This window comes from Candidatus Nitrotoga arctica (genome assembly GCF_918378365.1).
GTDB classification, from domain to species: Bacteria; Pseudomonadota; Gammaproteobacteria; order Burkholderiales; family Gallionellaceae; genus Nitrotoga; species Nitrotoga arctica.
Map to the genome: position 1 here is coordinate 1,733,892 of NZ_OU912926.1, position 23,875 is coordinate 1,757,766.

Sequence of the window (23,875 nt, forward strand, 5' to 3'; positions counted from 1 at the left end):
ACGACTGTATAGGTCGCTGAATCAGTTTAATCATTATCATCTCCTGTAAATATTTGGAGTTGGAATAGCGTACCTGTTTTTAAGAGAAGTTTCCTTATGACTTATGAATTGCGATGATGAGTTTGGAACTGTTTATCGAATATGCCCTTCTGATCTTGAGTTAATGTGTCGTAAAACGCACGTACCGCTGCTGCATGTTCAGTCATTTTGATTTCCTGAGCTTTCACATAGCTGAGCCTTCGGTCGAGACGATCAGGAGTGCTCAGATTTTTCCAATCTTGAGGAGCAGGCGCCTCCATTTTGACAGGCTTTATTTTATTCAAAAATTCTGTCCATGATGCTTCCTGAGCAGAGGTTAGCTGAAGGGCGGTATGCAATACTGACATTCGGTTATCAAAATGTGCAGCGTAGCCACCTTTCTTACCCCAAGAATGCCTGCATTGATCTTTCGAGCCCATCTTTTCGTTGGCTAACACACTGTTGCTCAGTAAGACAGAGAGGCTTATGCCAAGTATGGTGCTAAGAGTTGATTTACTAATGTTCATGGTTTATCTCCTGAAATGAATTTTTCGGTTAACGCAGTAATGTGCGTGTAGGGTATCTTGAGGGGAAACTGTAAGCAAAATGTTTGCAACAACGAAGAAAATGTAACAGTTTGTTTCTGTAAAGAGATTACAAATATGCGATCAATATTTAGCAAAGACCAAACATGGGGCGTTGTAGAATCAATTAATTTTCATCAATAATTGCTGGGCGGCTCAAATTCCGGCTCGACCATGATGTAAGGCATAGTAATCAACATGGAAGAGACCCGGCTGCAACAGATCAAGGCATTTCTGGACGGGCATTGGATATCTTCCAGGTAAATTGCCGACGCGACTAATATCGTGGCGTAGATTTGGTTAACGAGCAGCTCGGCATCGATATGCCGAATAAAAATTCAGGTCGCTACACCAAAAAAGCTTAACAACAGGCCATAGACAACGGTTCCAGAAATGTGCATATTGCAATTCTGACGGATGATCTGTTCTGTCGTGCATACGTAAACTAGATGCATACTAACTTTTGACAAATACAGCGTACATATTAAGCCGAGCTGATTGCTCGCATCCAGGGATACCAACTCTTGTTAACCAAAGGAAGATATGATGAAAAAAACTATTACTGGAATAATGGTTGGCGTTCTGTCGGTTATTTCATTGTCTATTTCTGCCCAGCACCAGGGAAGGACATTGGGAAGGCCGTGAAATTCACAGGTTTGCTGAGCGTGATCTAAGAATATGGAGGCAAGGCAATTGGTTTCATGGTCGTCACGACGGACGATTTGGATGGTGGTGGATTTCTGCTGGCGTATGGTATTATTTCTACCCTACCCCAGTTTATCCTTACCCAGATCCGTACACGCCTCCAGTCACAGTAATATACCAGCAACAACCCCCCGTGATAATGCCGCAAATGAATGCTCCGGCGCAGCCCCAGTCGCCGGGTTATCCTGATCCTTATACACCTCCGGGCACAGTAACAATGCAGCAGCCTCTCGTGCTCGCGCCTCAAACAAATGCTCCGGCTCAGTCATCAGCTCAGTTCTGGTACTACTGTGATTCGGCAAAAGGTTATTATCCCTATGTGTCTAGTTGCCCAGAGGCGTGGCGGTCAGTTCCAGCTCAATCTCCACAGACAGTACCGAATTAAGATTGTCTCGCATGTTGTTAAATGCTGCGTGAATTGTATTCCGCATCGACGTTCGAGATACAATTCGAGATGCAGTTCGCAATTATGCGTTGAAGGTCGTCGAATCTACGTGCTTAAATAATTGCGATATAACCACGTGATCCAGTAACTGGGCAGACCAGGAAGAAACGCCGTCTTAGACGGCGTTAATGTTTATTCACCGGGGGGCGGTGGGGGCGGTGTGCCACTTGGAGGTCTCGGCGGCTGAATGTATTCAGCATTCGGCGGCGGCATGTAAACATTTGGAGGAGGAGGTAGCGGTGAAATCCCACGAGGCGGTGGCGGTGGCACGGAAGAACCAACAGAAGGCGACGATAGCGTTCTACTCGGAGCCGGAGGAGATACATAATTGCTATTCCTGACAGACTGCCGCGGATAATCCAAGCGTCCCGATACTGGGACACGATGGCCTTTCGAATACATACATTGTTGATAGGCGAAATCATAACGCTGCTGAAGGTTACGTCCTGAACTGTCACCAGTACCAGCCCCCATCATAGAACCAATGAGCAATCCAGATCCGGCACCCACGCCAGCGCCATTGTGGCCGCCTAACAATGCGCCCGCAGTGGCACCAATAACAGTTCCAACCACTGCGCTTTTTACACCACTATCGGCCGCTGCTTCATTCGCCGTGCGGCCACCGACCTGAGCGCTGGCATATTGCCTGCAATCGTCCTCATCAAATCGGAACTGGTCAAAGCTTTTTCCCGTACCCGGCAGCACGAGCATACCCGGACCAGTCGGTATCGACGTACATGCGCTCAGAGCCAGCACAGTCGTTGCTATTGATAATAGCCTAAATTTATTGATCATGGCATCGGTACCTTATCTAAAGCAGGTTGACCATCTGAGCCGGGCGCAGGTTGTGCTGCTACTCTCAGCCAACCTCCTGGGCATTGATTGACATAGGGATAGTAGGCCTTAGCATCGACACAGTAATACCACCAGGATCCCTGAACATCTTGCGACGAATTTCTTGGTGCTACTTGTGGGCTTATCTGTGGCCCGTCGTTTTGCTCGGTATAAATCGGCGCGGACTGTACCGGCGGGTAATAAGCGGGCACCGGCGAATAGTAGGGTGACCCATAGTATGGCGACCCGTAGTATGAGTACGGATAATATCCATAGTTAAAACCAATCGGTGCACCGAGATAGATACCCACGCGAGCTCCGCCGTGCCATCCGCCTCCGCCGTGCCATCCTCCGCCTCCGCGCCCACCATGCCCGCCCCCTACAGCAAACGCCGCTCCGCTTGTCGACACTCCCACTAACAAGGCTATGATCAAGGTTAAAGACAGACCAATTTTCGATGTCTTCATTATCTCTGTACTCCATAATTTAATATTCGCAACAATCCAATTTTCAGAATTGCTATCCCATAAACTTGAGAAACGATTTCACTCAAGTCTCCATAAAGCACATTTACATATCAAATATTAAGACAAAAAATTAATACTTAATTCCAAGCCACACACAGTGTTTCATGAAATGTTTCAACGGACATACTGGCAAAACGGGCACACAAAACCATAGCGTATTAACAGATGTTCGCAATAGTAATCAAAACTGTCATAGCCATTTTCTTCGCTGTCACAAATTGTGCTTATTAATTAAATAATGAATTTTCTCTATAATCCTGGCTGTTTTTAACAACCGATCTCATTAGTTAACGCAGTAGCGTCTATGAAGACCATCATGGAAGAGAATTGTAAATAAAGTGTTTGTACCAACACATAATATGTAACTGTTTGTTACTGTATGTAAGATATAAAAAATAAATTATTGTTGTATTATTATTAATAAACATCATGTTATGCAAAAATTCCGCATAACATCATTATGCCGCGTTACGTTACGTGACTTGGCAATATTAAATCTGATTACGGAAGATAAGGTGTTCCAATGGTGACCAATCATAACGAGAACTTGTGGTCGGATACAGGGATATTCTGATTACATTAGAGAAATAGTTAAGTTTAACTGCCTAGTCTAATTTCTGTTGTTACGGCAAACAGAATATCTATAATTCACGTACTCTCATCCAAAAATTAACCTCATCATTTTAGACTTCGGTAGTATTTCCAATGCGCACTGTTACTTAAACATATCCTGAGTAATTCAAGGAACTGGGTGATTTCGTGCTGGTTAATTCCGCCAGATCAAGTGACTATGGAAAAGCCGAATGGCAATAGGGAAAACCATGATGGTCTTGCTCGACGTATTGGGCGCAAACTGCACCTTGCAATCGATAAAAACAATAAGTTTTAAAGTACGAACCTGCTACGCATGATGCAAGCACGAGCACTCTATTACTTTCAATGCGCTTGCGATATAGAGCTTATCTATGCTCACGGTCGAATTGCCTTTCGGCATCAGCAAGGTGATTGATCAATATATGAGACAAAATATTCACACCAATACCTGCAAATATGATCGGAAGAAGGTAGAGCGCGACTGAAAGTTCTGATGTAAAAACTCTATCATCAAGCAACGACGGTGTTTTTGTCGCCATTTCTGACAAGCTCTGCAAAAGAACTACATTTACCCCTGAAATCGTAATCAGAATAACGCCAAATAGCAGCACTACTTTACGGGAAATGACTCTCCTCCACATCATATAAATGTAAATGCTAACGGGTAAGATAAATGAGAAGACGATCAGCAAAAAAAATTCGATTTCAACAAATATTGAATCACTCATTTTGAATTCATTTTTCCCATTGCAATCTTATTGGTTAAGCTTAAGGCGGCTCATCTGTCTTAAGCAACATAGACTACTGGAGCATGGGCTAGTAAGGCAAACGCTTCTGGCGCGATATATCAAGTTTTAACTGTTCGCGTTCTTCCGACGACATATTCTCCCAGCGCTCATGCATTTTTTTTCGTCGGGCGTCACGTTCAGTCGGTGACATTTTTTGCCAGTGTTCTTTCATCTTTTCGCGCATTTTATGGCGTTCTTCGGGAGGCATTTTTTCCCAATGCTCATGCATTTCCTTACGTTTTTCAGCGCGTTGTTCCGATGTCATAGTTTCCCATCTCTTATGCAATCCACCCTCAAGCTTATTTGAGGGCATGTTTTGCCACTTCTTGTTTATCTCCCGATGTTCTTCGGCGCGTTGCTCAGGTGTTTTATTTTTCCATTCCTTAAGAATTTTCTCACGGGCTTTGATCTGATCTTCAGATAATTCATTTTGCATTTGCTCGATACGGACAGCCTGTGCAGTATCGTCAATCGGTTCAACTGCTAACACAGGCATGGCGATACAAATCCCAACACCTGTTGCGAAAAAAAGTTTAAACAAGTTTATAGCCACGGATATTCTCAATAAATTAAGTGGATCGAAGATGCCTTACGAATGCAAAAATTCTTCATGATTAAGTTGCATATGTGATTTAACTAACGAAAATTCTGGTGTTGACGAATATGGTGATGCGCATGGTCGTGTGTATATTTTCAATGTTCATCTGGCCTGAAAACCATTGCCGCAAATTTATTGGTACATTAACAACTATGTCTTGTATGAATTGTCCGGTGAATATCTTTAGCGTTCACACAAAATGGATCATAAAATTTAACTGTAAGAAAAATATTTTTTCCAAGGACAGAATTGTAACAATTTGTTTCAACCAAGGCGTAGCTACACAATTCTTTACAGTTCAAACTTGAAGTTAGCTTTATGATGCCTGCCATGGATAACATACAACGAATTCTGATTATTGACGATGACTCTCGCTTACGCTCGCTGTTGCTCCGCTATTTGGGTGAACAGGGCTTAGCGGTGAAAGCAGTCGTTGATGGTAGCGAGATGGATAAGGCCTTAGCGCTAAACCGTTATCATCTTTTGGTGCTGGATCTGATGTTGCCCAATGAAGACGGACTGTCTATTTTGCGACGTCTACGCGGAGCAGGAGAAAATGTTCCGGTGATTCTGCTCACCGCCAAGGGCGACGAAATAGATCGCATCATCGGATTGGAAATGGGAGCGGATGATTATCTTCCCAAGCCGTTTAATCCACGCGAACTAGTAGCACGTATTCATGCAGTGTTACGCCGCAAAGGAATACAGCCGATTGGCGCACCGCAAACCGAAGAAAAAATAGTCACATTCGGTGTTTGTGAATTAAATTTGGCGACCCGTGCGTTGAGCAAAGCGGGTAAAGCAATTACGCTCACGACCGGCGAATTTGCATTGCTCAAGGTACTAGTCACCCATCCTCGTCATCCTTTATCGCGCGACAAGCTCATGGACCTGGCGCGTGGTCGCAACCATGATCCATTCGACCGTGCTATAGACGTGCAAATTTCTCGACTGCGCAAACTCATTGAGGCGGACCTTGCACATCCCCGTTTCATCCAAACGGTTTGGGGGCATGGATATGTGTTTGTACCGGATGGAATAAAGACTTGATTAATTTCCCAAAAACTTTGCTGGTACGTGCCTTTCTACTCATCATGGTGCTGACCATACTGTCTTTAACAGCCGCTCTGGCAATTTTCAATCAAGTCGAACGTGAACCGCATGCACAGCAGATGGCACAGTTGGTGGTGTCGGTGATCAATCTCACACGCGCTGCCGTTCTGTCCGCCGCCCCGGAATGGCGCTCCGCGCTACTCGACGAATTGGCGGATGTAGAAAGATTGCGTGTACAAATGGCAGATAAAAGTGATGTGCTCAGACCCTTGCCAGCCCATCCTCTTGAATTGCATTTGATGATGAAAAAAGTGCGCGAGAGCTTAGGTAAGAATACCCGCTTTGCTGCGGAACATAATGGTATGGAAGCTTTGTGGGTAAGCTTCTTCATTGGCAATGAAGAATTCTGGGTGGCCTTACCCAAAGAACACATCGAACATCCGGTATCGCAAGTATTATTGATATGGGGCAGCTTAGTTTTTGGCCTGGCCTTACTCGGCGCTTACTTCATTGCGCGTCAGGTGGCGTATCCCTTACAGAAACTTGCACAAGCGGCACAAAAAGTAGGCCAGGGTGCGACTCTGCAGCCGTTACCGGAACGAGGCGCACATGAAATTGTCGCGGTAACGCGCGCCTTTAATCAGATGTCCGCCGATCTCACAGCGAATGAACGTGAACGCGCTTTGGTGTTGGCAGGCATCTCGCATGACCTGCGTACTCCTTTGACGCGTGTGCGATTGGCCGCTGAATTTATCGCCGAGGAATCCCTACGCGAGGGACTTGCCGCTGATGTTGAACAGATGAATGCAGTCATTCAGCAATTCCTGGACTATGCGCGCCTAGATGAAGATGAAGTCGTTATCCAACTGAATATAAAATCACTCGTACGCGAAGTTGCGGAGCGATTTAAACAGCAAGCGAAATCGCTTACGCTCGAACTGCATGATATGCCTATGCTGCAAGTCAGACCATTGCTATTGAAACGCGCACTCTCCAACCTGCTGGATAATGCTATCAAACATGGTGGCGGCAAAATTACTTTGCAGCTCAAACAGGAAGAAAACCAAGTCAATCTAACTATAACGGATCGCGGTACGGGTATTCCTGCTGCGCAACACGAAGCGATCAAGCGACCCTTCGCCCGGTTGGAAACCTCACGCAGCAATGTCACCGGAACAGGATTGGGATTGGCAATTGTTGAACGTGCGGCACGTTTGCATGGTGGCGAATTTCGTTTGAGAGATAGCGCAGAGGGCGGGTTGGTGGCCCAACTAATTTTGCCGTGCGTCTAACCGTTCATTGCAATTAATAACTCTTATTGGTCGCCGCGCGAATCGTTCCTTCTTTCAACATATTTATGTGTCCAATTGCACCCCTATTGGGGCTGTATTTAAACTCCGACGAATCAGGGCGGTCACTAGAATCGTATTCCCAACGCCAGACGCGTCATGTCGCTGGCAGTAAAGTTTGCCTTGGGATCCCAAGCGAGACGAACGAACCACGGTTCCTGATCATAGGTCAACGCCACACCGGTGGCGTGAAAGAACTCGGAATACTGATCACTACGGCCTGCGCGCCTAAATAAGTCAACCGTCAGTCGAGACTGTTCGCCTGTTTGTCTGCGCAACACAAGGTGTGTAACACGTTGTCCGGTTCTAAGTCGGTCATCGTGAACTTGATACAGGGTTACCAAGTTGATGTGATCCGGGCGCCATCCAGCGCCGAGCAAGGTAGAGTCGTTCGGATCAAAGTTGAGATTGTAATAGGGTTTAAGATTAGTCCGTCCAAAACCGAGCAGCCCGAAGTAGGGTGCTTCTTTGCCATTGCTTAATTCCAGGGTCGCGCTGGCGCCCAGGAACCCGCGCGACGCGTACTGCCCTGAAGCAATGATTCTCCCAAAAGGCAAGGGGTACTGACGTTCATAGCCGACGCGCATCTGCTGAAATTCAGTGCCTCGCTGGTACTGACCGATCCAGAAAACATCATCTTCCCGGTTGCCGCGTAAATTGATGTCCACCGCTGAACGGCCTGCAGTCTCATGGTAGAAGTTTGGAGTCAATTTCCAAGCGATCGCATGTTCCACGCTGACCGGGTCGTTTGGCTCGATATCAGCCCGATCTTGAATGGCCTGGGTTGGGGAAGATACCAATATAACAATTGCCGCGACTAATACTACGTTCCTGCGCGATGACCAGTCCATCATCTACTGGATCAGACCGGGTTTTTCAGACTGCACCGGACTGAGATGACATTCAGTCGCATACTTTAAAGTTTTTCTGCTGGCAATCATTTGCCATCTTCTGTGCTTTTGCGATTTGTTGTAATGTCATTTGCTTTGAAACGATGTCGCGACTCTTCACGGCATCCCCATATCCCAACGCTGCACTAAGATTGAACCACATGTGTGCACGAACATAATCCAGGGCAACCCCTTTTCCTTCCTCATACATTTCGCCTAGATTGTATTGCGCATGCGCATTTTCTTGCACTGCTGCTAAGCGATACCATCTTCCTGCTTCAGCGTAATCTTGCGGGACGCCTTGCCCTACCTTATAACTCACGCCGAGGTTGAATTGCGCTTCCGCTTGTCCTTGGACTGCTGCTAAACGCCACCACTTGACTGCTTGTGTAGAGTCCTGCGCAACGCCTTGTCCTTTATCATACATATAGCCAAGATTGAATTGCGCCAGATTATCACCCTGCGCTGCAGCCAGACGATACCACTTGGCAGCTTCAAGGTAGTCTTGTGGGACGCTTTGCCCACTGTAATACATCAAACCGAGGTTGTTTTGCGCATTTGCATTACCTTGGGCTGCGGCTAACCGATACCACCTGACAGCTTCAGCGTAGTCTTGCGGGACACCTTGTCCTTTCATATAGCTCACGCCGAGGTTGAATTGTGCCTCTGCTTGCCCTTGTGCTGCTGCTAGGCGCCACCACTTGAATGCTTCCGTATAATCCTGCCCAAGACCTTGGCCGTTGATATACTTCAAGCCCAGATTGTATTGCGCATTCGCATTTCCTTGTGCTGCAGCCAGGCGATACCATTTCACTGCTTCTGCGTAGTCCTGAACAACGTCTTTCCCTTTGTCATACAAATAGCCAAGATTGAATTGTGCATTCGCGTTCCCCTGCGCTGCAGCTAGACGGTACCACTTCACGGCATCTACATAGTCCTGTGCAACACCTTGCCCATTTGCATATTTCAAACCAAGCTCGTATTGAGCATTCGCATTCCCTTGTGCTGCAGCTAAACGATACCATTTCACTGCTTCTGCGTAGTCCTGTGCGGTACCTTGCCCATTGGCATACTTCAAACCAAGATTGAATTGCGCATTCACATTTTCCTGTGCTGCTGCTAAGCGATACCACCTGACTGCTTCAGCATATTCTTGCGGGACGCCTCGCCCTTCGTCATACATCACGCCAAGGTTGTATTGCGCCAGCGCATCCCCCTGCGCCGCTGCTAGACGCCACCATTTGAATGTTTCTGTGTAATCTTGCGCAACGCCTTGCCCGTTGGCATAGTTCAAGCCGAGATTATATTGTGCCTCTGCGTTCCCCTGCGCTGCAGCCAAACGGTACCACTTCACGGCATCTGCATAGTCCTGCGCAACACCTTGTCCGTTTTTATACCGATGACCGAGATTTATTTGCGCCCTCGCATCTCCATGCGCTGCAGCTAGGCGATACCATTTCACTGCTTCTGCGTAATCCTGAGAAATACCTGTCCCGTTCTCATACATCAAGCCGAGATCGTATTCCGCATTCGCATTCCCCTGTGCTGCTGCTAATCGATACCATTTAATTGCTTCTGCGTAGTCCTGCGAAACACCTTTCCCTTTGTCATACATATAGCCAAGATTAAACTGCGCTTCCGCATTTCCATGTGTTGCAGCTAGACGGTACCACTTCACTGCTTTTATGTAGTCACCGCGCTTATACGCAGCCAAGCCATCTTCGAATGGAGACGTCCACGCTGTACCAACATTCAACAGTAGCGCAGTAAATATACAGAACAGCAGTTGTTTCATTGGTCACCTCATTGTGCAATAGCGAATGGTGGCTTAGATCAGGGGGCATGAGGTCTTATGCAAGTAACGTCAATACAGAACCAAGGAGGGCTAATGATGGCAATAAAACATAGTATGCGTATTGGTTTGTGCGTAGCACGCTGCAAGACTTCCTAATCATAAAATATTTGCGTACATACAGCCATCGACATTAATTGGCCGTGATAACCAGACGCTATTTTTTGGAACTTAAGTAACTGTTGGCTCTGATGATTGTTTGATGGGTGCATGAAATCACAGCGAGTTGTGAAGGTAACTGAAGATTAGGTATCTTCAGATTTTATAGATGAAATAGAAATGCAAAATTGCAAAGGGACTGCTAAGTTTGCAGCCCTTTTGTGCTTTATGCCCTTAAATTATTTGACGGCAGTGTCTTTTTCACATTTTTCAAAAAGCTGTTCTTAGCTGCGCCGGCCAATTTTTTCTCGGTGGCTTGAATGCCATATGCGGTAAGTGCAAGATCCTTGTTACACTTTTTCAAGAAACTGTTCTTGGCAGCACCAGCCAGTTTCTTTTCGGCAGCCTTGGCATCGCAGCTGCTGCCAGCAGCGAAAGTTAGGTTGACGGCAAACGTACCCAATACAGCAACAATCACGATCTTCTTCATTGACGGTCTCCTCAGGTTGTTGAGCTTATGCACAGGATTAATCATGGACTTATAACCTTACCGGAACATGACAGGCATAACAAGAGGCAGATTCTCGCGCCGCAAGCTCCAGATCCCAAAGCGTGCTTTACCGAACATACAACATTCTGTGTGTAATGGATAATTCAACAGTACGTAAAAGCTCGTAACCCGAATACTAAAAAATTGCGTTGGGGGCGGCCAGCGACCTCGGAACAAAAACACATAGCGCGATGGATCCCGCGTTTTTCCGCCAATCGCCCCGTACGCGAATACACTGAACAACACTTGCGAATAGAGATCCTTTTACAGAGTGAAGAAAGAGTCATCTATGAAGCCACTTAACCCATGCATCCTGACGATCAATGGCGGCTCATCAAGCATCAAATTCGCGCTGTACCAGTTTGGCAAAACACTGGAGCGAGAACTTTATGGAAGTATAGATCGCATCGGTTTGAGCGGGACCAATCTGACATTCAATTACCCGACCACAAATCATCGGGACAGCAGACACTTCGCCACCTCCGATCACAAATCGGCGGCTAATTTCCTGATTGATTGGCTCGAAGAACAGAATAGTTTCGAATGGGTTCGAGCGATCGGACACCGGGTGGTTCATGGTATGAAACACACTATGCCCGAGTTAGTAACGAAAGATCTATTGGATGAACTGCATTCCATCAGGCCATATGACCCGGATCATCTTCCCTGCGAGATCGAACTGATCGAGGCGTTTCGTCAGCGTTATCCGAAGCTACCACAATTGGCCTGCTTCGATACGGCGTTTCATTGCGACATGCCGCGCGTGGCTAAGCTGCTTCCCATCCCACGCCGCTACGAGGCGAAAGGAGTTCAACGTTACGGTTTCCACGGTTTGTCTTACGCCTATCTCATGGAAGAACTCGCGCGACTCGGTGACCCGGCTGCAACGACTGGCCGAGTGATCCTTGCGCACCTCGGAAACGGTGCAAGCATGGCCGCTGTGCGCGACGGCAAAAGTGTAGACACCAGCATGGGGTTCACGCCGACGGCAGGATTTCCCATGAGCACCCGCTCCGGCGATCTGGACCCGGGACTGGTGAGCTACCTGGCGCACACTGAGCGAATGACCGCGGCGCAATTTCATCAAATGGTGAACCACGAGTCCGGGCTGCTCGGGGTGTCGGAGATCAGTTCCGATATTCGAGACTTGCTTGAGCAAGAAGCCACTGACGTCCGGGCGGCGGAAGCTTTGGCACTTTTTTGCTATCAGGCAAAAAAATGGATCGGCTCCTTCACCGCGGCGCTCGGTGGATTGGACACGCTCGTTTTCGCAGGAGGAATTGGCGAAAATGCGTCGCAGATCCGCTCCCGGATCTGCGACGGGCTCGGCTTTCTCGGCATCGAACTAAATCGGAAACGCAATGCGGAGCATGCACAACTAATTTCCTCGGATGCGGGTCGCGTCAAGGTACGAATTATCCGCACCGACGAGGCACTCATGATCGCCAGGTCTGTCACTCAGGTTATCGATCTCACTTCAATTCGGTAAATTTATATCATGAAAATCAATACACTCACGTCTGAATTACTCCACAAGATGGATGCCTACTGGCGCGCCGCCAACTATCTGTCGGTAGGACAGATTTATCTTTACGACAATCCCCTGTTGAAACGGCCGCTGACGCTCGCGGATGTGAAGCATATGCTGCTGGGACACTGGGGCACAACTCCCGGGCAGAACTTCATTTATGTGCACTTGAACCGCGTCATCAAGAAATACGACCTTGACATGATCTATGTATCGGGTCCCGGGCACGGCGGCCCGGCTATCGTGGGCAACACGTATCTCGAGGGTACGTACAGCGAGATTTATCCCAATATTAGTCAGGATGAGGCCGGGTTGCGGAAGCTCTTTCTTCAGTTTTCATTTCCCGGTGGTATTCCCAGCCATGTATCTCCGGAATGCCCGGGCTCGATCCACGAAGGTGGCGAGTTGGGTTATTCGCTCAGCCATTCATTCGGGGCGGTGTTCGATAATCCGGATCTGGTCGTCGCCTGCGTCGTAGGCGATGGCGAGGCGGAAACCGGACCGCTAGCCACGGCGTGGCATTCAAACAAGTTCCTTGATCCGGCCACCGACGGTGCGGTGTTACCGATCCTGCATCTCAACGGCTACAAGATTTCCAACCCGACTATCCTCGCCCGCATCACACGTGAAGAGTTGGAACAGTTGTTCCGCGGGTATGGGTGGACGCCAGTGTTCGTCGAGGGAGACGAGCCGGAGCTGATGCACGAGGCGATGGCCAGGGCGCTCGACACCGCCGTCGAACACATCAAGGCAATCCAAGAGGACGCCCGCGTTCGCGGCAACCTTAGCCGTCCGCGCTGGCCGATGATCATCCTCAATTCACCCAAGGGCTGGACTGGCCCTAAAGTAGTTGATGGTTTGCAGGTGGAAGGCACCTTTCGGGCGCATCAGGTTCCGCTCCACCCACGGGCCCATCCCGAGCACCTCGGGCTGCTCGATGCTTGGCTGAGAAGCTACCGACCGGAGGAGCTCTTCGATGAGCGAGGCCGCTTGAAGGCGGAATTGGCCGAGCTCGCGCCCAAGGGTCATGGACGCATGGGCGCCAATTCTCACGCCAACGGCGGCATGCTGCTGCGGGATCTGCGGATGCCGAACTTCCGCGATTATGCAGCCGACGTGCCCATGCCGGGTGTGCACGGTGTAGGTGACACGCGTGTGCTAGGGCCTTTCCTCCGTGACGTGGTGAAGCTCAATAGTGAGCAGCGGAACTTTCGGCTCTTCGGACCTGACGAGACGCTCTCTAACGGCCTCGGAGCTGTCTTCGAAGTGACTAACCGGCAATGGGACGCCGCGACTCAGCCGAACGACGAGTTTCTGGCGCCGGACGGACGGGTGCTCGACTCGATGCTCAGCGAGCATCAATGCCAGGGCTGGCTCGAGGGCTACCTGCTCACCGGACGGCACGGCGTCTTCAACTCCTATGAGGCGTTTATCCACATTATAGGTTCGATGTTCAACCAGCACGCCAAGTGGCTGAAAGTTACAGCAGAGCTACCGTGGCGGCGCAAAATCGCCTCGTTGAACTATCTTCTGGCATCTCACGTCTGGCGGCAGGATCACAACGGCTTCACCCACCAGGATCCCGGCTTCATCGATCACGTGGTTAACAAGAAAGCCGAGATCGTGCGTGTTTACTTTCCGCCGGATGCAAACTGCCTGCTGTCGGTGATGGACCACTGCCTGCGCAGCCGTCATTATGTAAACGTCGTGATCGCTGGCAAACACCCGGCGCCGCAGTGGCTGGCAATGGACGCCGCCGTCAAGCACTGCACCGAGGGCATCGGCATCTGGCAGTGGGCCAGCAACGACCAGTGCGTCGCGCCAGACGTTGTCATGGCTTGCTGTGGTGACGTGCCCACGCTAGAAACGCTCGCTGCCGTTTCCATCCTTCGAGAGCATCTGCCCGACCTCAAAATCCGGGTAGTTAACGTCGTTGACCTCATGAAGTTGCAGCCACCATCAGAGCATCCGCACGGTTTGAGTGATATGGATTTTGACGAGCTTTTCACCAAGGACAAGCCTGTCATCTTCGCCTTCCATGCATATCCGTGGTTGATTCACCGGCTGACCTACCGCCGCACTAACCATGACAACATCCATGTCCGCGGTTACAAGGAAGAGGGCACCATCACCACACCCTTCGACATGACGGTGTTAAATGATCTGGACCGCTTCCACCTCGTGATGGACACCATCGACCGCCTGCCTCAGACCGGCGACAGGGGTATTTACCTGAAACAGCAGCTCAAAGGTAAGCTGATCGAGCACAAGCAATATATTGACAAGCACGGGCAGGACATGCCGGAAATCCGGAACTGGAAGTGGAGCAGCCCCAAATGAATACGCAAGCACTTATAGAGGCCGGGAGGACGCTGGTCGCCAGCGACAATGGACTGCTTGGCAATGGATGATAGTTGCTCAAGCTGCAATAAATGATTTGCCAGGTTGAGGATTCCCCAAACCGAGGAGGTGCGGCACGTCTATCGGGTGTTGGTTGTGCAGGCGCATGAAAACTAATACACCAAACTCCCTGCGCGTGTACCTCATTCGGCACGGAGAAACCGAGTGGTCACTCTCCGGTCGGCACACTGGTCGCACGGATATTCCGTTGACCCAGAACGGAGAGAATGAGGCGCGTGAACTTGGCAAGCGCCTCCGAGACATCCCGTTTGCACATGTGCTGACCAGTCCGCTCAAGCGCGCACTGCAAACCTGTGAGTTGGTCGGTCTGGATAAAGTCCCGGAAATAGAAACTGATCTTGCTGAATGGGACTATGGCGATTACGAAGGACAGCGTTCTGTGGATATCCACAAGGAGCGGCCAGACTGGAATATTTATCGGGACGGTTGTCCTCGGGGTGAAATTCCCGAACAAGTTTCCGATCGTGTTGACCGGCTCATTGCCCGTCTGCGCAAGCTGGACGGAAATATCGCACTCTTTTCGCACGGCCATGTCGGGGCCGTCCTGGCCGCAAGGTGGATCGGATTAGCGGTGGTCGAAGCGCAGCATTTCAAGCTCGGCACAGCGTCGCTCAGCATTTTTGCCTTCGACCCCCACCACCCAGGTGTGCCGGTTATCGCATTATGGAATGCGGTCTCTCACGAAATATCAACCCAGTGCCTTCCCATCCCGCTAGCGGCACCATGACGACGAGACAGCGAACTCTTGAAAGATTGGAAAATAAGGGAGGAATTATCCTCTGCCAACTGATTCGTGCTCCCGGCAATCACTGCACGGTAAATCCGCCATCCACGGCCAGTGCTTGCCCAGTCACGAAAGTCGAACCAGGACTGCATAGCCAGAGCACGGCGTCGGCGATCTCCTCGGCTCGCCCCAGGCGGCGCATCGGCAGGTCGCGCAGGAGATCGTCCATCGCCAGCATTCCACTGTCCAGCATGTCCGACACCATCGGCGTGTCGATCGTGCCTGGGCAGACTGCATTGACGCGGATGCCGCGCGCAGCGTATTCAAGCGCCACGCTGCGCGTCAGGCCGATCACGCCGTGCTTGGAGCCGTGATAGGCGGCAAGTAGCGCGCGGCCGGTCAGCCCGCCAATCGACGAGCAGTTGACGATCGCGCCGCTGCCTTGCTTTCGCATTTGCAAAAGTTCGTGCTTCATACACGCCCAGACACCGCGCTGGTTGATGGCACTGATCCGGTCATAGTCCTGCGCCGATTGATCTGCAATCTCCGAGGCGGGGATCTGGATGCCGGCGTTGTTGAATGCGGCGTCGAGGCGGCCGAAGGCATCCACCGTGCTCTTCACCATGGCCGCCACTTGGGCTTCGTCGGACACATCGCAGACCACACCCATTGCCTTGCCGCCGGCGGCCGTGATTTCGTCAACGGCCCGTTGCAAGGCTGCCTCGCTCACGTCCGCCAGCGTGACGGCCGCTCCGGCCTTGGCGAATGCACGCGCCGTATCGAGGCCCATGCCGGAAGCGGCGCCGGTGACCAGTGCGACCTGCCCTGTAAAGTTGTAGGTAATGCTCATTATTTTTCCTTTAGTTGGAATCAAGGCTTCAAGGAAGCGTTGTCGATTACGAAGCGGCACTTCACATCGCCTTTGAGCATGCGCTCGCAGGCTTCATTTAAAAGTCCTGTCAGGAGCGGAGCACTCTCGCGATCTGGCCGCCGTCGGCAACGAACTCTGACCCTGTGCAGAACGTCGACTCGTCGCTGGCGAGGTAAACCGATGTCGGAAATTTTCTTCATTGCGAGTGTGTCGCGAGCGACGCGGTTGCGGAGAGGGTCGTGGCAAGAAGAAGGGCTGACGCAACAAATCGAAGCATGATTGGACTTTCTATGTGTTGAATCGCGGTTAGTGTTAGTGGTCTGACCAGGCATCGCAGAATCAGTTCGGAACGACGCGCCAGATCTCTCCGTCGTCGTTGGCGGTGTATAGATTGCCGTCGGGACCTTGCACCAGGGTGCGGGTTCGCGCTGAAGGCAACTCGACGCTCGCATCATTGGTCGCCATGCCGCGCGCATCCAGTTGAAGCACGGCAATCCTTTGGCCGCCCATCAAGCTCACCAGCAAGCGGCCAGTCCATGCTCTCCATTGTTTGCCGTCGAGAAACAGCGCCGAGTCCATGCCGCGACCGCTGCCGTTGTAGACCCAGCTTGGGGGCATCGCGTTGGGGAAGCGTTGGCTATCGGTCATCGGCATCGTGGTTGGGTCGCCCGCGTAGCCGCAATAGTTGTCGGGGCAACGTAATCCCGGCCGATTCTGTGGATCCCATCCTGCATTTCCACCCGCTACCAACGCAGTGACTTCATCGCTGTGATTCGGGCCGTGCTCGGCGGTAAACGGTTGGCCGGCGTTTGGCTGACCCTGCGGCCTGAAGGTGATGCCCTGCACGTTGCGGTGGCCGTACGTGAAGATGCGTGGATCGCCGCCGGCCGGCGTGTTGTTGCCCGGCGCCGCTGTGCCGTCACGGTTCACGCGCAGTACCTTGGCGCCGAGACGCTTCAAGTCTTGTGGCAGCGTTGCGTTGTGGTTGTCGCCGGTGGGTACGTACAGGAATCGATCCGGGCCGAAACGAATGCGCCCGCCGCTATGCGCGCCGGCGCCGCCAGCGCCATTGGCCGCATCCTTATATGCGATGTCTTCGATGATATCGGTGCGGTTTCCTACACTCGTGTAGTCGGCGTTGACGGTCAGGCGAACGACCCGATTGGTGCCCGGCTTGCGCAGGCTGGATGCCATGAACACATAGATGTCGCGTGTTCCCTTGGCGAAATCTGGATCGATCGCGATTCCGTGCACGCCGCTCTGGCCCTGGCAAAACAGATCCGGCGCCACGAGCGCCGATCCGCTGGTGCCGAACAGCCGAACCGTCTTTCCATCAGCGAGGCGTGCCGATACGCCGCGACACTTCTCGGTGAACAGCATCACACCGTCGGACGTGAAGGCGATGTCCCACGGGTTCTGTAAGCCGGTCATTACGACTGTGCGAGTCAGCTTCGGCGCTTCGGCTGATGCGGCGGAAAGCGATGCAGGCGATCGGGTTGCAGCAACAACGGCAACACAGCCGACGAGAAGCGTGCTTGCAATGGCGCACGCTAAAACCCGAATTCGGACTCGACTCATCTTGATCTCGTCCCCCGAGCCCAAGGTACGGTGCCTGGTGATGATAGGCAGGTTCATTGCATTACTCCCTGATGAAGTTGCTGGCGCCGGCTATGCAGATTCATAAGATGTCTCTCCCTAATGTGGTTGATTGGCGGCGGATGCGATCGGCGCCTCCACGTTGCGCGCATTGACGATGTCCACCGCTTCGGCCAGATCTGAAGGCTTGATAAAAGCGCCGATGTGAACGTCACCGACGTTGGCGATCCTCAGTCCATCCAGGCCGTCGGGGAGATTCTTGGCGTGAACGACTTCCTCGCGCACGACCGGGCCGTCTACCCTACTGAAGCTCACCGCAATACCGACCGCCAGCGCTATGCCCAAGTAGGCGAGCGACACCCCAAGGCCGCCCGTCTGTTTCCGTGTGGACGGTTGCCGGAGCATCAGCCGGCGAACCCCGAGAAACAGTGCGAACGGCAAGATCAGCAGCACCGCCATCACAAGCGCGGCTACCCAGGCACTGACCAACCACGCCGCTGCTTTGCCCGCGATCCCATCCATGTTGGGCAACTGCCACCAGATCAGATGAACGAGTGCCGCCGTGATGCAGAAGGCGAGGACGGAGCCGCGTCCGCGCGCCGTCCTGCCAGTGGCGAGAAGGAACAAACCGACCGCAACGGTCAGCACGATCGAACGGAAGATAGCGAAAGTCACGCTCATCAGTGCATCAATCTGTTGTCGACCGTGCCGATGGCCGGCAAAGCCCGGGTGTGCAGGACGCAGCGTTCCTGTCACTCATCGTCGGTACCTCGACTTTCACTGCTTTGTCGCAGGAAGCGCGTAGGCCACCAGCTTGGTGCCCGCCTTCGTTCCATAGGCCGGTCGGCCGCCTTCGGCGACCACGACAAACTGGCGCCCGCTGATCGGGCTGCGGTAGGTTATCGGCGTCGCGTTGGCACTGGTGGCCAGACGATGGCTCCACACTTCCTTGCCGGTGGCGGTATCCAGCGCCCGGAACGTGTGCTCCGCCGCACCACCGATGAACACCAGACCGCCACGCGTCGTCACTGCGCCGCCGGCGGTCGGCGTGCCGATCGTGATGGGGAGCATGGTGCGCACGCCCAACTTCAGCGGGCCGATGTCACGGCCGGTGCCGAAAGGCTTGGACCAGAGCACCTTGCCGCTCGCCAGGTCAACGCCGGCGATCAGCCCCCATGGAGGCGCGGTGCACGGGCTTCCCAGCGGTGAGAGGAATTGAGCCCGGTATGCACCATAAGGCGTGCCAAGCATCGGCTGATCGGTCTGGCCGCCCGCATCCAGCCCCGGCGCAATCTTGAAATTGCGGCGCGTGGCCTCTTCGCGCGTGATCAGTTCGAGCCGGTCGGGAACTTGCGTCCAGTTCACGATCATGATGCCGCGGTCGGCGTCGAGAGAAATGCCGTTCCAGTTGATCCCGCCCATGGAGCCCGGATCGATCAGGATGTTTTTTCCCAGCGTGACCGGGGTAAACATGCCTTCGTAGAGCGAGCGCCTGAACTCGATCCGGCAGTAAAGCTGGTCGAGCGGCGTCATGCCCCACATGTCCTTCTCGCGCAGGGGCGCGCCGCGAAAAGCGGGCAGATCGCTGGATTCGGGCTGGGTCTTGGCCAGTCGCTCGCCCGCGGCGACAGCGCTCTGCGGCGCTGGCAGTTCACGCACCGTTTTGATCGCCTCGCCGGTCCGGCGATCCAGCACGAAGATCTCGCCGCGTTTGGTCGGCTGGATCAGAGCGGACCGCACACCCTGTGGCGTCGGCACATCGGCCAGCGTAGGCTGTGAGGCGACGTCGTAGTCCCAGATGTCGTGGTGGGTGGTCTGGAAGCGCCAGCGCATTCGGCCGCTTTCCGCATCGAGCGCGATGACGGCGCTGCCGATGCTGTCGTCGAACGGGCGACGCAGCCCGCCGAACGCGTCGGGCGTCGCGCCACCCATGGGCAGGTAGACCAGGCCGAGCGCTTCATCGGCGCTGATCGGCGCCCAGCTGTTGGGAGAAGACGGTGTGTAGAACTCGCCTGGCGGCGGCGCACCGATCCGCTCCGGCGCACCGGCGTCATAGGCCCAGGCCAGCTCGCCAGTCACGGCATCGAATGCACGGATGACCCCTGACGGGCCGCCCCAATACTGACCGTCCGGAATACCACCGCCGACGACGACCTTGCCGCGGATCACCTGAGGCGCCGAGCTGACGTAGAAAAGTCCGTGCGGGTATGGCGCAATGCCGGATTGCAGGTCCACCGACCCCTGATTGCCAAAGCCTGGGCAGAGCTGGCCGGTCTTTGCGTCGAGCGCGACCAGCGTGGGGTTGTGGCTCGGCGCGAAGATGCGCTCGGCACAAACGCCACTGGCGTCGGGAACCTTGTAGTACGCCACGCCCCGGCAAGGCTTGCCGGAAGGCTGCTCGCCGCCAGAGACGTTCTGGCGCCAGCGGACCTGTCCGGTTTCGGCGTCGAACGCGTGAACGCCGTTGTTGCCGTCGCAGGCGTAGAGCGTGTCGCCGATCATGAGGGGCGTGACCTGCAGCGCATTCATCGGGCCGGGCACGGTGGGCGTCATCTCGGCCTCCCAGACCTTCGTCAGGCCCGCGACGTTGGAGGTGTCGATCTGGGCGAGTGGGCTGAAGCGCGTACCGCCTTGATCGTTGCCATACGCCTGCCAATCATCGCGGTCGATCTTCGCAAGCGGTTCGGCCAGCCTGGCCGGAGCCTGCGCCTGCATTCCTCGCCGCAGCGCCGGAAACTCGGGGTCATCCGATCCGAGGGTGTGACCGGCGCTACCCAGCACGACCGCGGCGATCAATCCGCCGCCGAAGGCTGCCCAGCCGCGGCCGCGCCACAGTGGAAGCCAGTCCGTTCGAAGCCGCCTGACCGATGGCAGTAGCAACAACGCGGCGAGGACGAACGGTGCGATGAGCCGCGGCACGAGTTGCCAGCCGCTGTAGCCGACTTCCCAGATGCTCCAGGCAACGGTCCAGACCAGCATCGCGCCATACATCCAGACGCCCCGCGCGTCGCCGCGCCAGAGTAGGACGCTGCTGGCGATGAGCGCCACGCCGCTGATCAGATAGTAGAGCGAGCCGCCGCTTGCAGCCAGGATCACGCCGCCTCCGGCCAGTGCTGAGCCGAAGACAAGCAGGATCAGCGCAGCGATCCGGATGGGCCAGGTGCGGGGACCCGGCGACGGACGGTTCTTCGAACGCTTGTCCGCAGCGCCGAGCGCCGTCACAGCAGTTTCTCCGGCGTGATCGGCAGGTCGCGGATCCTCCGGCCGGTCGCGTGGAAGACGGCGTTGGCGATGGCGGCCGGAATGCCCACTATGCCCAGTTCGCCCATGGCTGCCACCTGGGATTCGTCGGATACGTCGCAGAGCACGCCGATCGCGTTGCCGCCGGCCGACTTGATCTCGTCCACGGCCTTCTGCAGGGCGTCCTCGCTGATGTTCGCCAAAGTGACGGCCGCCCCTGCATGGGCGAAAGCCCGCGCCGTGGCAAGCCCCATGCCGGAAGCCGCACCAGTGACCAAGGCAACCTGCCCAGCAAAATTGTAGGTAATGCTCATGATTGTTCCTCCCGTTGGGATCAGAGCTTCAAAGAAGCGTTGTCGATCACGAATCGATACTTCACGTCGCCATTGAGCATGCGTTCGCAGGCTTCGTTGATTTCATCGATGACCTGACGATCCTCTGCTGATTCGCATCTGTATCCATGCAATTTGAAAATCGCAACCTACGCTTTCATATCCATCACGTAGCGGTAGCGAGCTTTTTTTTCAATAACCTTTGTCCAAGCATCATCAATTCCGTTCATCAAGATTTTTGTGATCTCGGGCTTGATCTTGTTGAGAGCGCAGAAATCAATCATGTCCTGAGTTTCCTTGATGCCTCCGGTGTTCGATCCAGCCAGTGAGTTTCTATACAGCACAAGATTCATCTGACCGATCTCATTTGAATCGACGACATTACCGACGCCGACCCTGCAGTAAGTCGCATCTCTCTTCAAGAGCGGGATGAACCGATTGAGATCATGCTTGTAGGGAACGGTATCAAGAGCAAAATCGAATGCATGTTTAAATCTGGAGAAATCAGCTCCCTCCTTGTTTATGACGACGTCCTTGGCACCGAAGCGCCTTGCGTCTTCGACCTTGTCCGGTGACGTCGTGAAGACGGTGACTTCAGCACCGAGTGCGGTGGCAATCTTGACCGCCAAATGTCCAAGACCACCCATTCCCACAATAGCGACCTTCTTGCCAGCAGAGACTCCCCATCTAAGAAGTGGCGAGTAAACGGTAATTCCCGCGCACATCAACGGGCCTGCTTCAGCCAGGTCAATCGCGGCAGGAATATTGATCACGAAGTCTTCGTCTACGACGACAAAGGTTGAATATCCGCCTTGAGTAATCGTGCCGTCTCTATCTTTTGAACCATAGGCTTGGGTATTTCCGTTGAGACAATAACTCTCATGTCCTGCCTGGCACTCTGTACAAACACGGCAAGAATTCACCATCGTGCCAACACCGACACGAGCACCGACATTGAATTTGCTCGCACTTGATCCAACAGCAACGACTTCGCCAGCCAGCTCATGACCAACAATTTGGGGATATTGGATCTTTCCCCAATCTCCGCGGATCGTGTGGATGTCTGAATGACAAACTCCGCAATAGTGGATCTTGATAGCAACGTCTTTGGGGCCAAGAGTTCGACGTTGAAACTTCATCGGCCTATGCGGGCCAGCCGGAGAATAAGCGGCCATACCTTCTACGGGGTACGGGCCATTTCCAATGGCAACAACATTATTTGTGATAGCTGCATTCGCGGTTTGTAAATTCAAAAGGTTGGCAGCGCTGACGCCCGCTACTGCGGTGGCTGCCGATACCATAAACCCTCGGCGCGAGTGGCCAGCAGTTTCCATTTTATTTGTTCGATCTTTATCGTTTGTATTGCTCATTGTTTTCTCCTTTTTGTTCAGTAATTACTGCACTGTTTGACCGCCGTCGACCACCAGGGCATGTCCGACGACAAAGGAAGCCGCATCCGAACACAGCCATATAACGGCGTCCGCTATTTCCTCCGGTCGACCGGCCCGTCCGATTGGCTCCTCCGATACCACTTGCGCCCAACCTTCATCGGTTCCGCCGGTGAAGCGATCCATCATCGGAGTCGCGATGTACCCGGGGGCAACGGCATTGATGCGTATGTTCTGCCCGGCGTAATCGAGAGCCGCCGACTTGGTCAGTCCGATCACGCCATGCTTTGAGGCTGCGTATGCGGCCCCGCCTTTGATGCCAATAACCCCGGCGCCCGAGGAAGTGTTGACGATCGCTCCGCCCCCTTGCTTGAGCATCAGCGGGATCTCGTACTTCATGCAAAGAAAGACGCCACGAAGATTGACGTTCACTATACGCTCCCACTCGTCCTCTTCGAATTCCGCTATCGCTGCGTTTCTCTGTTCGACGCCTGCGTTGTTGAAGGCGAAATCCAGCCGCCCGAACGCATCGATGGTCTTGTCCAAAGCCGCCTTCACGTCTTCGGTTCGCGTCACATCGCACTTGACGGCGAGCGCGCGACCGCCTTGTTCCTCAATCAGGCGCGCCGTTTCCTGGCTGCCCAGTTCTGAAACGTCGGCAACCGTCACGCTCGCACCTTCGCGCGCAAACGCCAGCGCCGCAGCGCGTCCGATGCCGCTTCCTGCTCCGGTTACAAACGCGACCTTCCCTTGATAAAACCCATTCTCGTTCATTGTCATTTATTTTCCTTTCCTTGCTCATTGAACCAACTCGACTCGACGGCGCTCCATGCCTGCCTATTGGAGAACTATCCGAGCGGGTCAGATGACGCTGACGCTGTTGTGTCCG

21 protein-coding genes are annotated in these 23,875 nt (G+C 53.2%); 5 read left to right on the forward strand and 16 right to left on the reverse strand.

Annotation, left to right across the window (positions count from 1 at the left end; all coding sequences use genetic code 11):
* Positions 1–101: 101 nt before the first annotated feature.
* The 6 genes from MKZ32_RS07775 to MKZ32_RS07800 form a co-directional block, all read right to left on the reverse strand.
* Complete coding sequence (locus MKZ32_RS07775; protein WP_239796764.1) at positions 102–545, reverse strand: Spy/CpxP family protein refolding chaperone; 444 nt, start codon at positions 543–545, stop codon at positions 102–104.
* An 866-nt stretch (positions 546–1,411) separates the two neighbouring features.
* Positions 1,412–1,576, reverse strand: coding sequence for a hypothetical protein (locus MKZ32_RS07780; RefSeq protein ID WP_239796765.1), 165 nt, complete (start codon positions 1,574–1,576; stop codon positions 1,412–1,414).
* 308 nt (positions 1,577–1,884) lie between these two features.
* Positions 1,885–2,547 carry a glycine zipper family protein gene (locus tag MKZ32_RS07785; RefSeq protein ID WP_239796766.1) on the reverse strand — a complete coding sequence of 221 codons (663 nt, stop codon included), beginning with the start codon at positions 2,545–2,547 and terminating at the stop codon, positions 1,885–1,887.
* Positions 2,544–3,053 (reverse strand): hypothetical protein, encoded by a 510-nt coding sequence (locus MKZ32_RS07790; protein ID WP_239796767.1) that lies wholly within the window; start codon positions 3,051–3,053, stop codon positions 2,544–2,546. Before MKZ32_RS07790 ends, MKZ32_RS07785 begins: the two co-directional genes overlap by 4 nt.
* Positions 3,054–4,072: 1,019 nt before the next feature.
* Positions 4,073–4,435 carry a hypothetical protein gene (locus tag MKZ32_RS07795; protein WP_239796768.1) on the reverse strand — a complete coding sequence of 121 codons (363 nt, stop codon included), beginning with the start codon at positions 4,433–4,435 and terminating at the stop codon, positions 4,073–4,075.
* 88 nt (positions 4,436–4,523) lie between these two features.
* Positions 4,524–5,048: a DUF3106 domain-containing protein gene (locus MKZ32_RS07800; protein WP_239796769.1), complete on the reverse strand. Its 525-nt coding sequence runs from the start codon at positions 5,046–5,048 to the stop codon at positions 4,524–4,526.
* 375 nt (positions 5,049–5,423) lie between these two features.
* On the opposite strand from MKZ32_RS07800, the gene ompR reads away from it, so the two are divergent.
* Both ompR and MKZ32_RS07810 read left to right on the forward strand, forming a co-directional pair.
* Entirely contained in the window at positions 5,424–6,143 is a 720-nt protein-coding gene (gene ompR, locus MKZ32_RS07805; RefSeq protein WP_239796770.1) for an osmolarity response regulator transcription factor OmpR, read from the forward strand.
* On the forward strand, positions 6,140–7,438 hold the full coding sequence (locus MKZ32_RS07810) for an ATP-binding protein (RefSeq protein WP_239796771.1): 1,299 nt from the start codon (positions 6,140–6,142) through the stop codon (positions 7,436–7,438). Before ompR ends, MKZ32_RS07810 begins: the two co-directional genes overlap by 4 nt.
* 125 nt (positions 7,439–7,563) lie before the next feature.
* Here MKZ32_RS07810 and MKZ32_RS07815 read toward each other — a convergent pair whose 3' ends face one another.
* The 3 genes from MKZ32_RS07815 to MKZ32_RS07835 all read right to left on the reverse strand — a co-directional run bounded on the left by MKZ32_RS07815 (position 7,564) and on the right by MKZ32_RS07835 (position 10,826).
* Positions 7,564–8,349: a hypothetical protein gene (locus tag MKZ32_RS07815; RefSeq protein ID WP_239796772.1), complete on the reverse strand. Its 786-nt coding sequence runs from the start codon at positions 8,347–8,349 to the stop codon at positions 7,564–7,566.
* Between the two features lie 49 nt (positions 8,350–8,398).
* Positions 8,399–10,180 (reverse strand): SEL1-like repeat protein, encoded by a 1,782-nt coding sequence (locus MKZ32_RS15450; RefSeq protein WP_275584277.1) that lies wholly within the window; start codon positions 10,178–10,180, stop codon positions 8,399–8,401.
* A 382-nt stretch (positions 10,181–10,562) separates the two neighbouring features.
* Complete coding sequence (locus MKZ32_RS07835) at positions 10,563–10,826, reverse strand: hypothetical protein (RefSeq protein WP_239796773.1); 264 nt, start codon at positions 10,824–10,826, stop codon at positions 10,563–10,565.
* A gap of 349 nt (positions 10,827–11,175) precedes the next feature.
* On the opposite strand from MKZ32_RS07835, the gene MKZ32_RS07840 reads away from it, so the two are divergent.
* From MKZ32_RS07840 to MKZ32_RS07850, 3 genes are all read left to right on the forward strand, one after another.
* Complete coding sequence (locus MKZ32_RS07840) at positions 11,176–12,375, forward strand: acetate/propionate family kinase (protein WP_239796774.1); 1,200 nt, start codon at positions 11,176–11,178, stop codon at positions 12,373–12,375.
* A gap of 9 nt (positions 12,376–12,384) precedes the next feature.
* The gene (locus MKZ32_RS07845; protein ID WP_239796775.1) at positions 12,385–14,754 is read left to right on the forward strand and encodes a phosphoketolase family protein; all 2,370 of its coding nucleotides are present in this window, start codon (positions 12,385–12,387) and stop codon (positions 14,752–14,754) included.
* 166 nt (positions 14,755–14,920) lie between these two features.
* On the forward strand, positions 14,921–15,562 hold the full coding sequence (locus MKZ32_RS07850; protein ID WP_239796776.1) for a histidine phosphatase family protein: 642 nt from the start codon (positions 14,921–14,923) through the stop codon (positions 15,560–15,562).
* A 79-nt stretch (positions 15,563–15,641) separates the two neighbouring features.
* Here the strand turns inward: MKZ32_RS07850 and MKZ32_RS07855 are convergent, their stop codons facing one another.
* From MKZ32_RS07855 to MKZ32_RS07885, 7 genes are all read right to left on the reverse strand, one after another.
* The gene (locus MKZ32_RS07855; RefSeq protein WP_239796777.1) at positions 15,642–16,409 is read right to left on the reverse strand and encodes a glucose 1-dehydrogenase; all 768 of its coding nucleotides are present in this window, start codon (positions 16,407–16,409) and stop codon (positions 15,642–15,644) included.
* Between the two features lie 360 nt (positions 16,410–16,769).
* Complete coding sequence (locus MKZ32_RS07860; protein ID WP_239796778.1) at positions 16,770–18,065, reverse strand: PQQ-dependent sugar dehydrogenase; 1,296 nt, start codon at positions 18,063–18,065, stop codon at positions 16,770–16,772.
* A gap of 60 nt (positions 18,066–18,125) precedes the next feature.
* A complete protein-coding gene (locus tag MKZ32_RS07865) occupies positions 18,126–18,782 on the reverse strand; it encodes a metallophosphoesterase family protein (RefSeq protein WP_239796779.1) in 657 nt (218 codons plus the stop codon).
* Between the two features lie 21 nt (positions 18,783–18,803).
* Entirely contained in the window at positions 18,804–21,248 is a 2,445-nt protein-coding gene (locus MKZ32_RS07870; protein WP_239796780.1) for an outer membrane protein assembly factor BamB family protein, read from the reverse strand.
* The gene (locus MKZ32_RS15455; protein WP_275584278.1) at positions 21,245–21,580 is read right to left on the reverse strand and encodes an SDR family NAD(P)-dependent oxidoreductase; all 336 of its coding nucleotides are present in this window, start codon (positions 21,578–21,580) and stop codon (positions 21,245–21,247) included. The genes MKZ32_RS07870 and MKZ32_RS15455 overlap by 4 nt, the downstream gene beginning before the upstream one ends.
* Positions 21,581–21,747: 167 nt before the next feature.
* Positions 21,748–22,968: an NAD(P)-dependent alcohol dehydrogenase gene (locus MKZ32_RS07880; RefSeq protein WP_239796781.1), complete on the reverse strand. Its 1,221-nt coding sequence runs from the start codon at positions 22,966–22,968 to the stop codon at positions 21,748–21,750.
* Positions 22,969–22,992: 24 nt separating this feature from the next.
* The gene (locus MKZ32_RS07885) at positions 22,993–23,766 is read right to left on the reverse strand and encodes an SDR family oxidoreductase (protein WP_239796782.1); all 774 of its coding nucleotides are present in this window, start codon (positions 23,764–23,766) and stop codon (positions 22,993–22,995) included.
* Positions 23,767–23,875 lie beyond the last annotated feature (109 nt).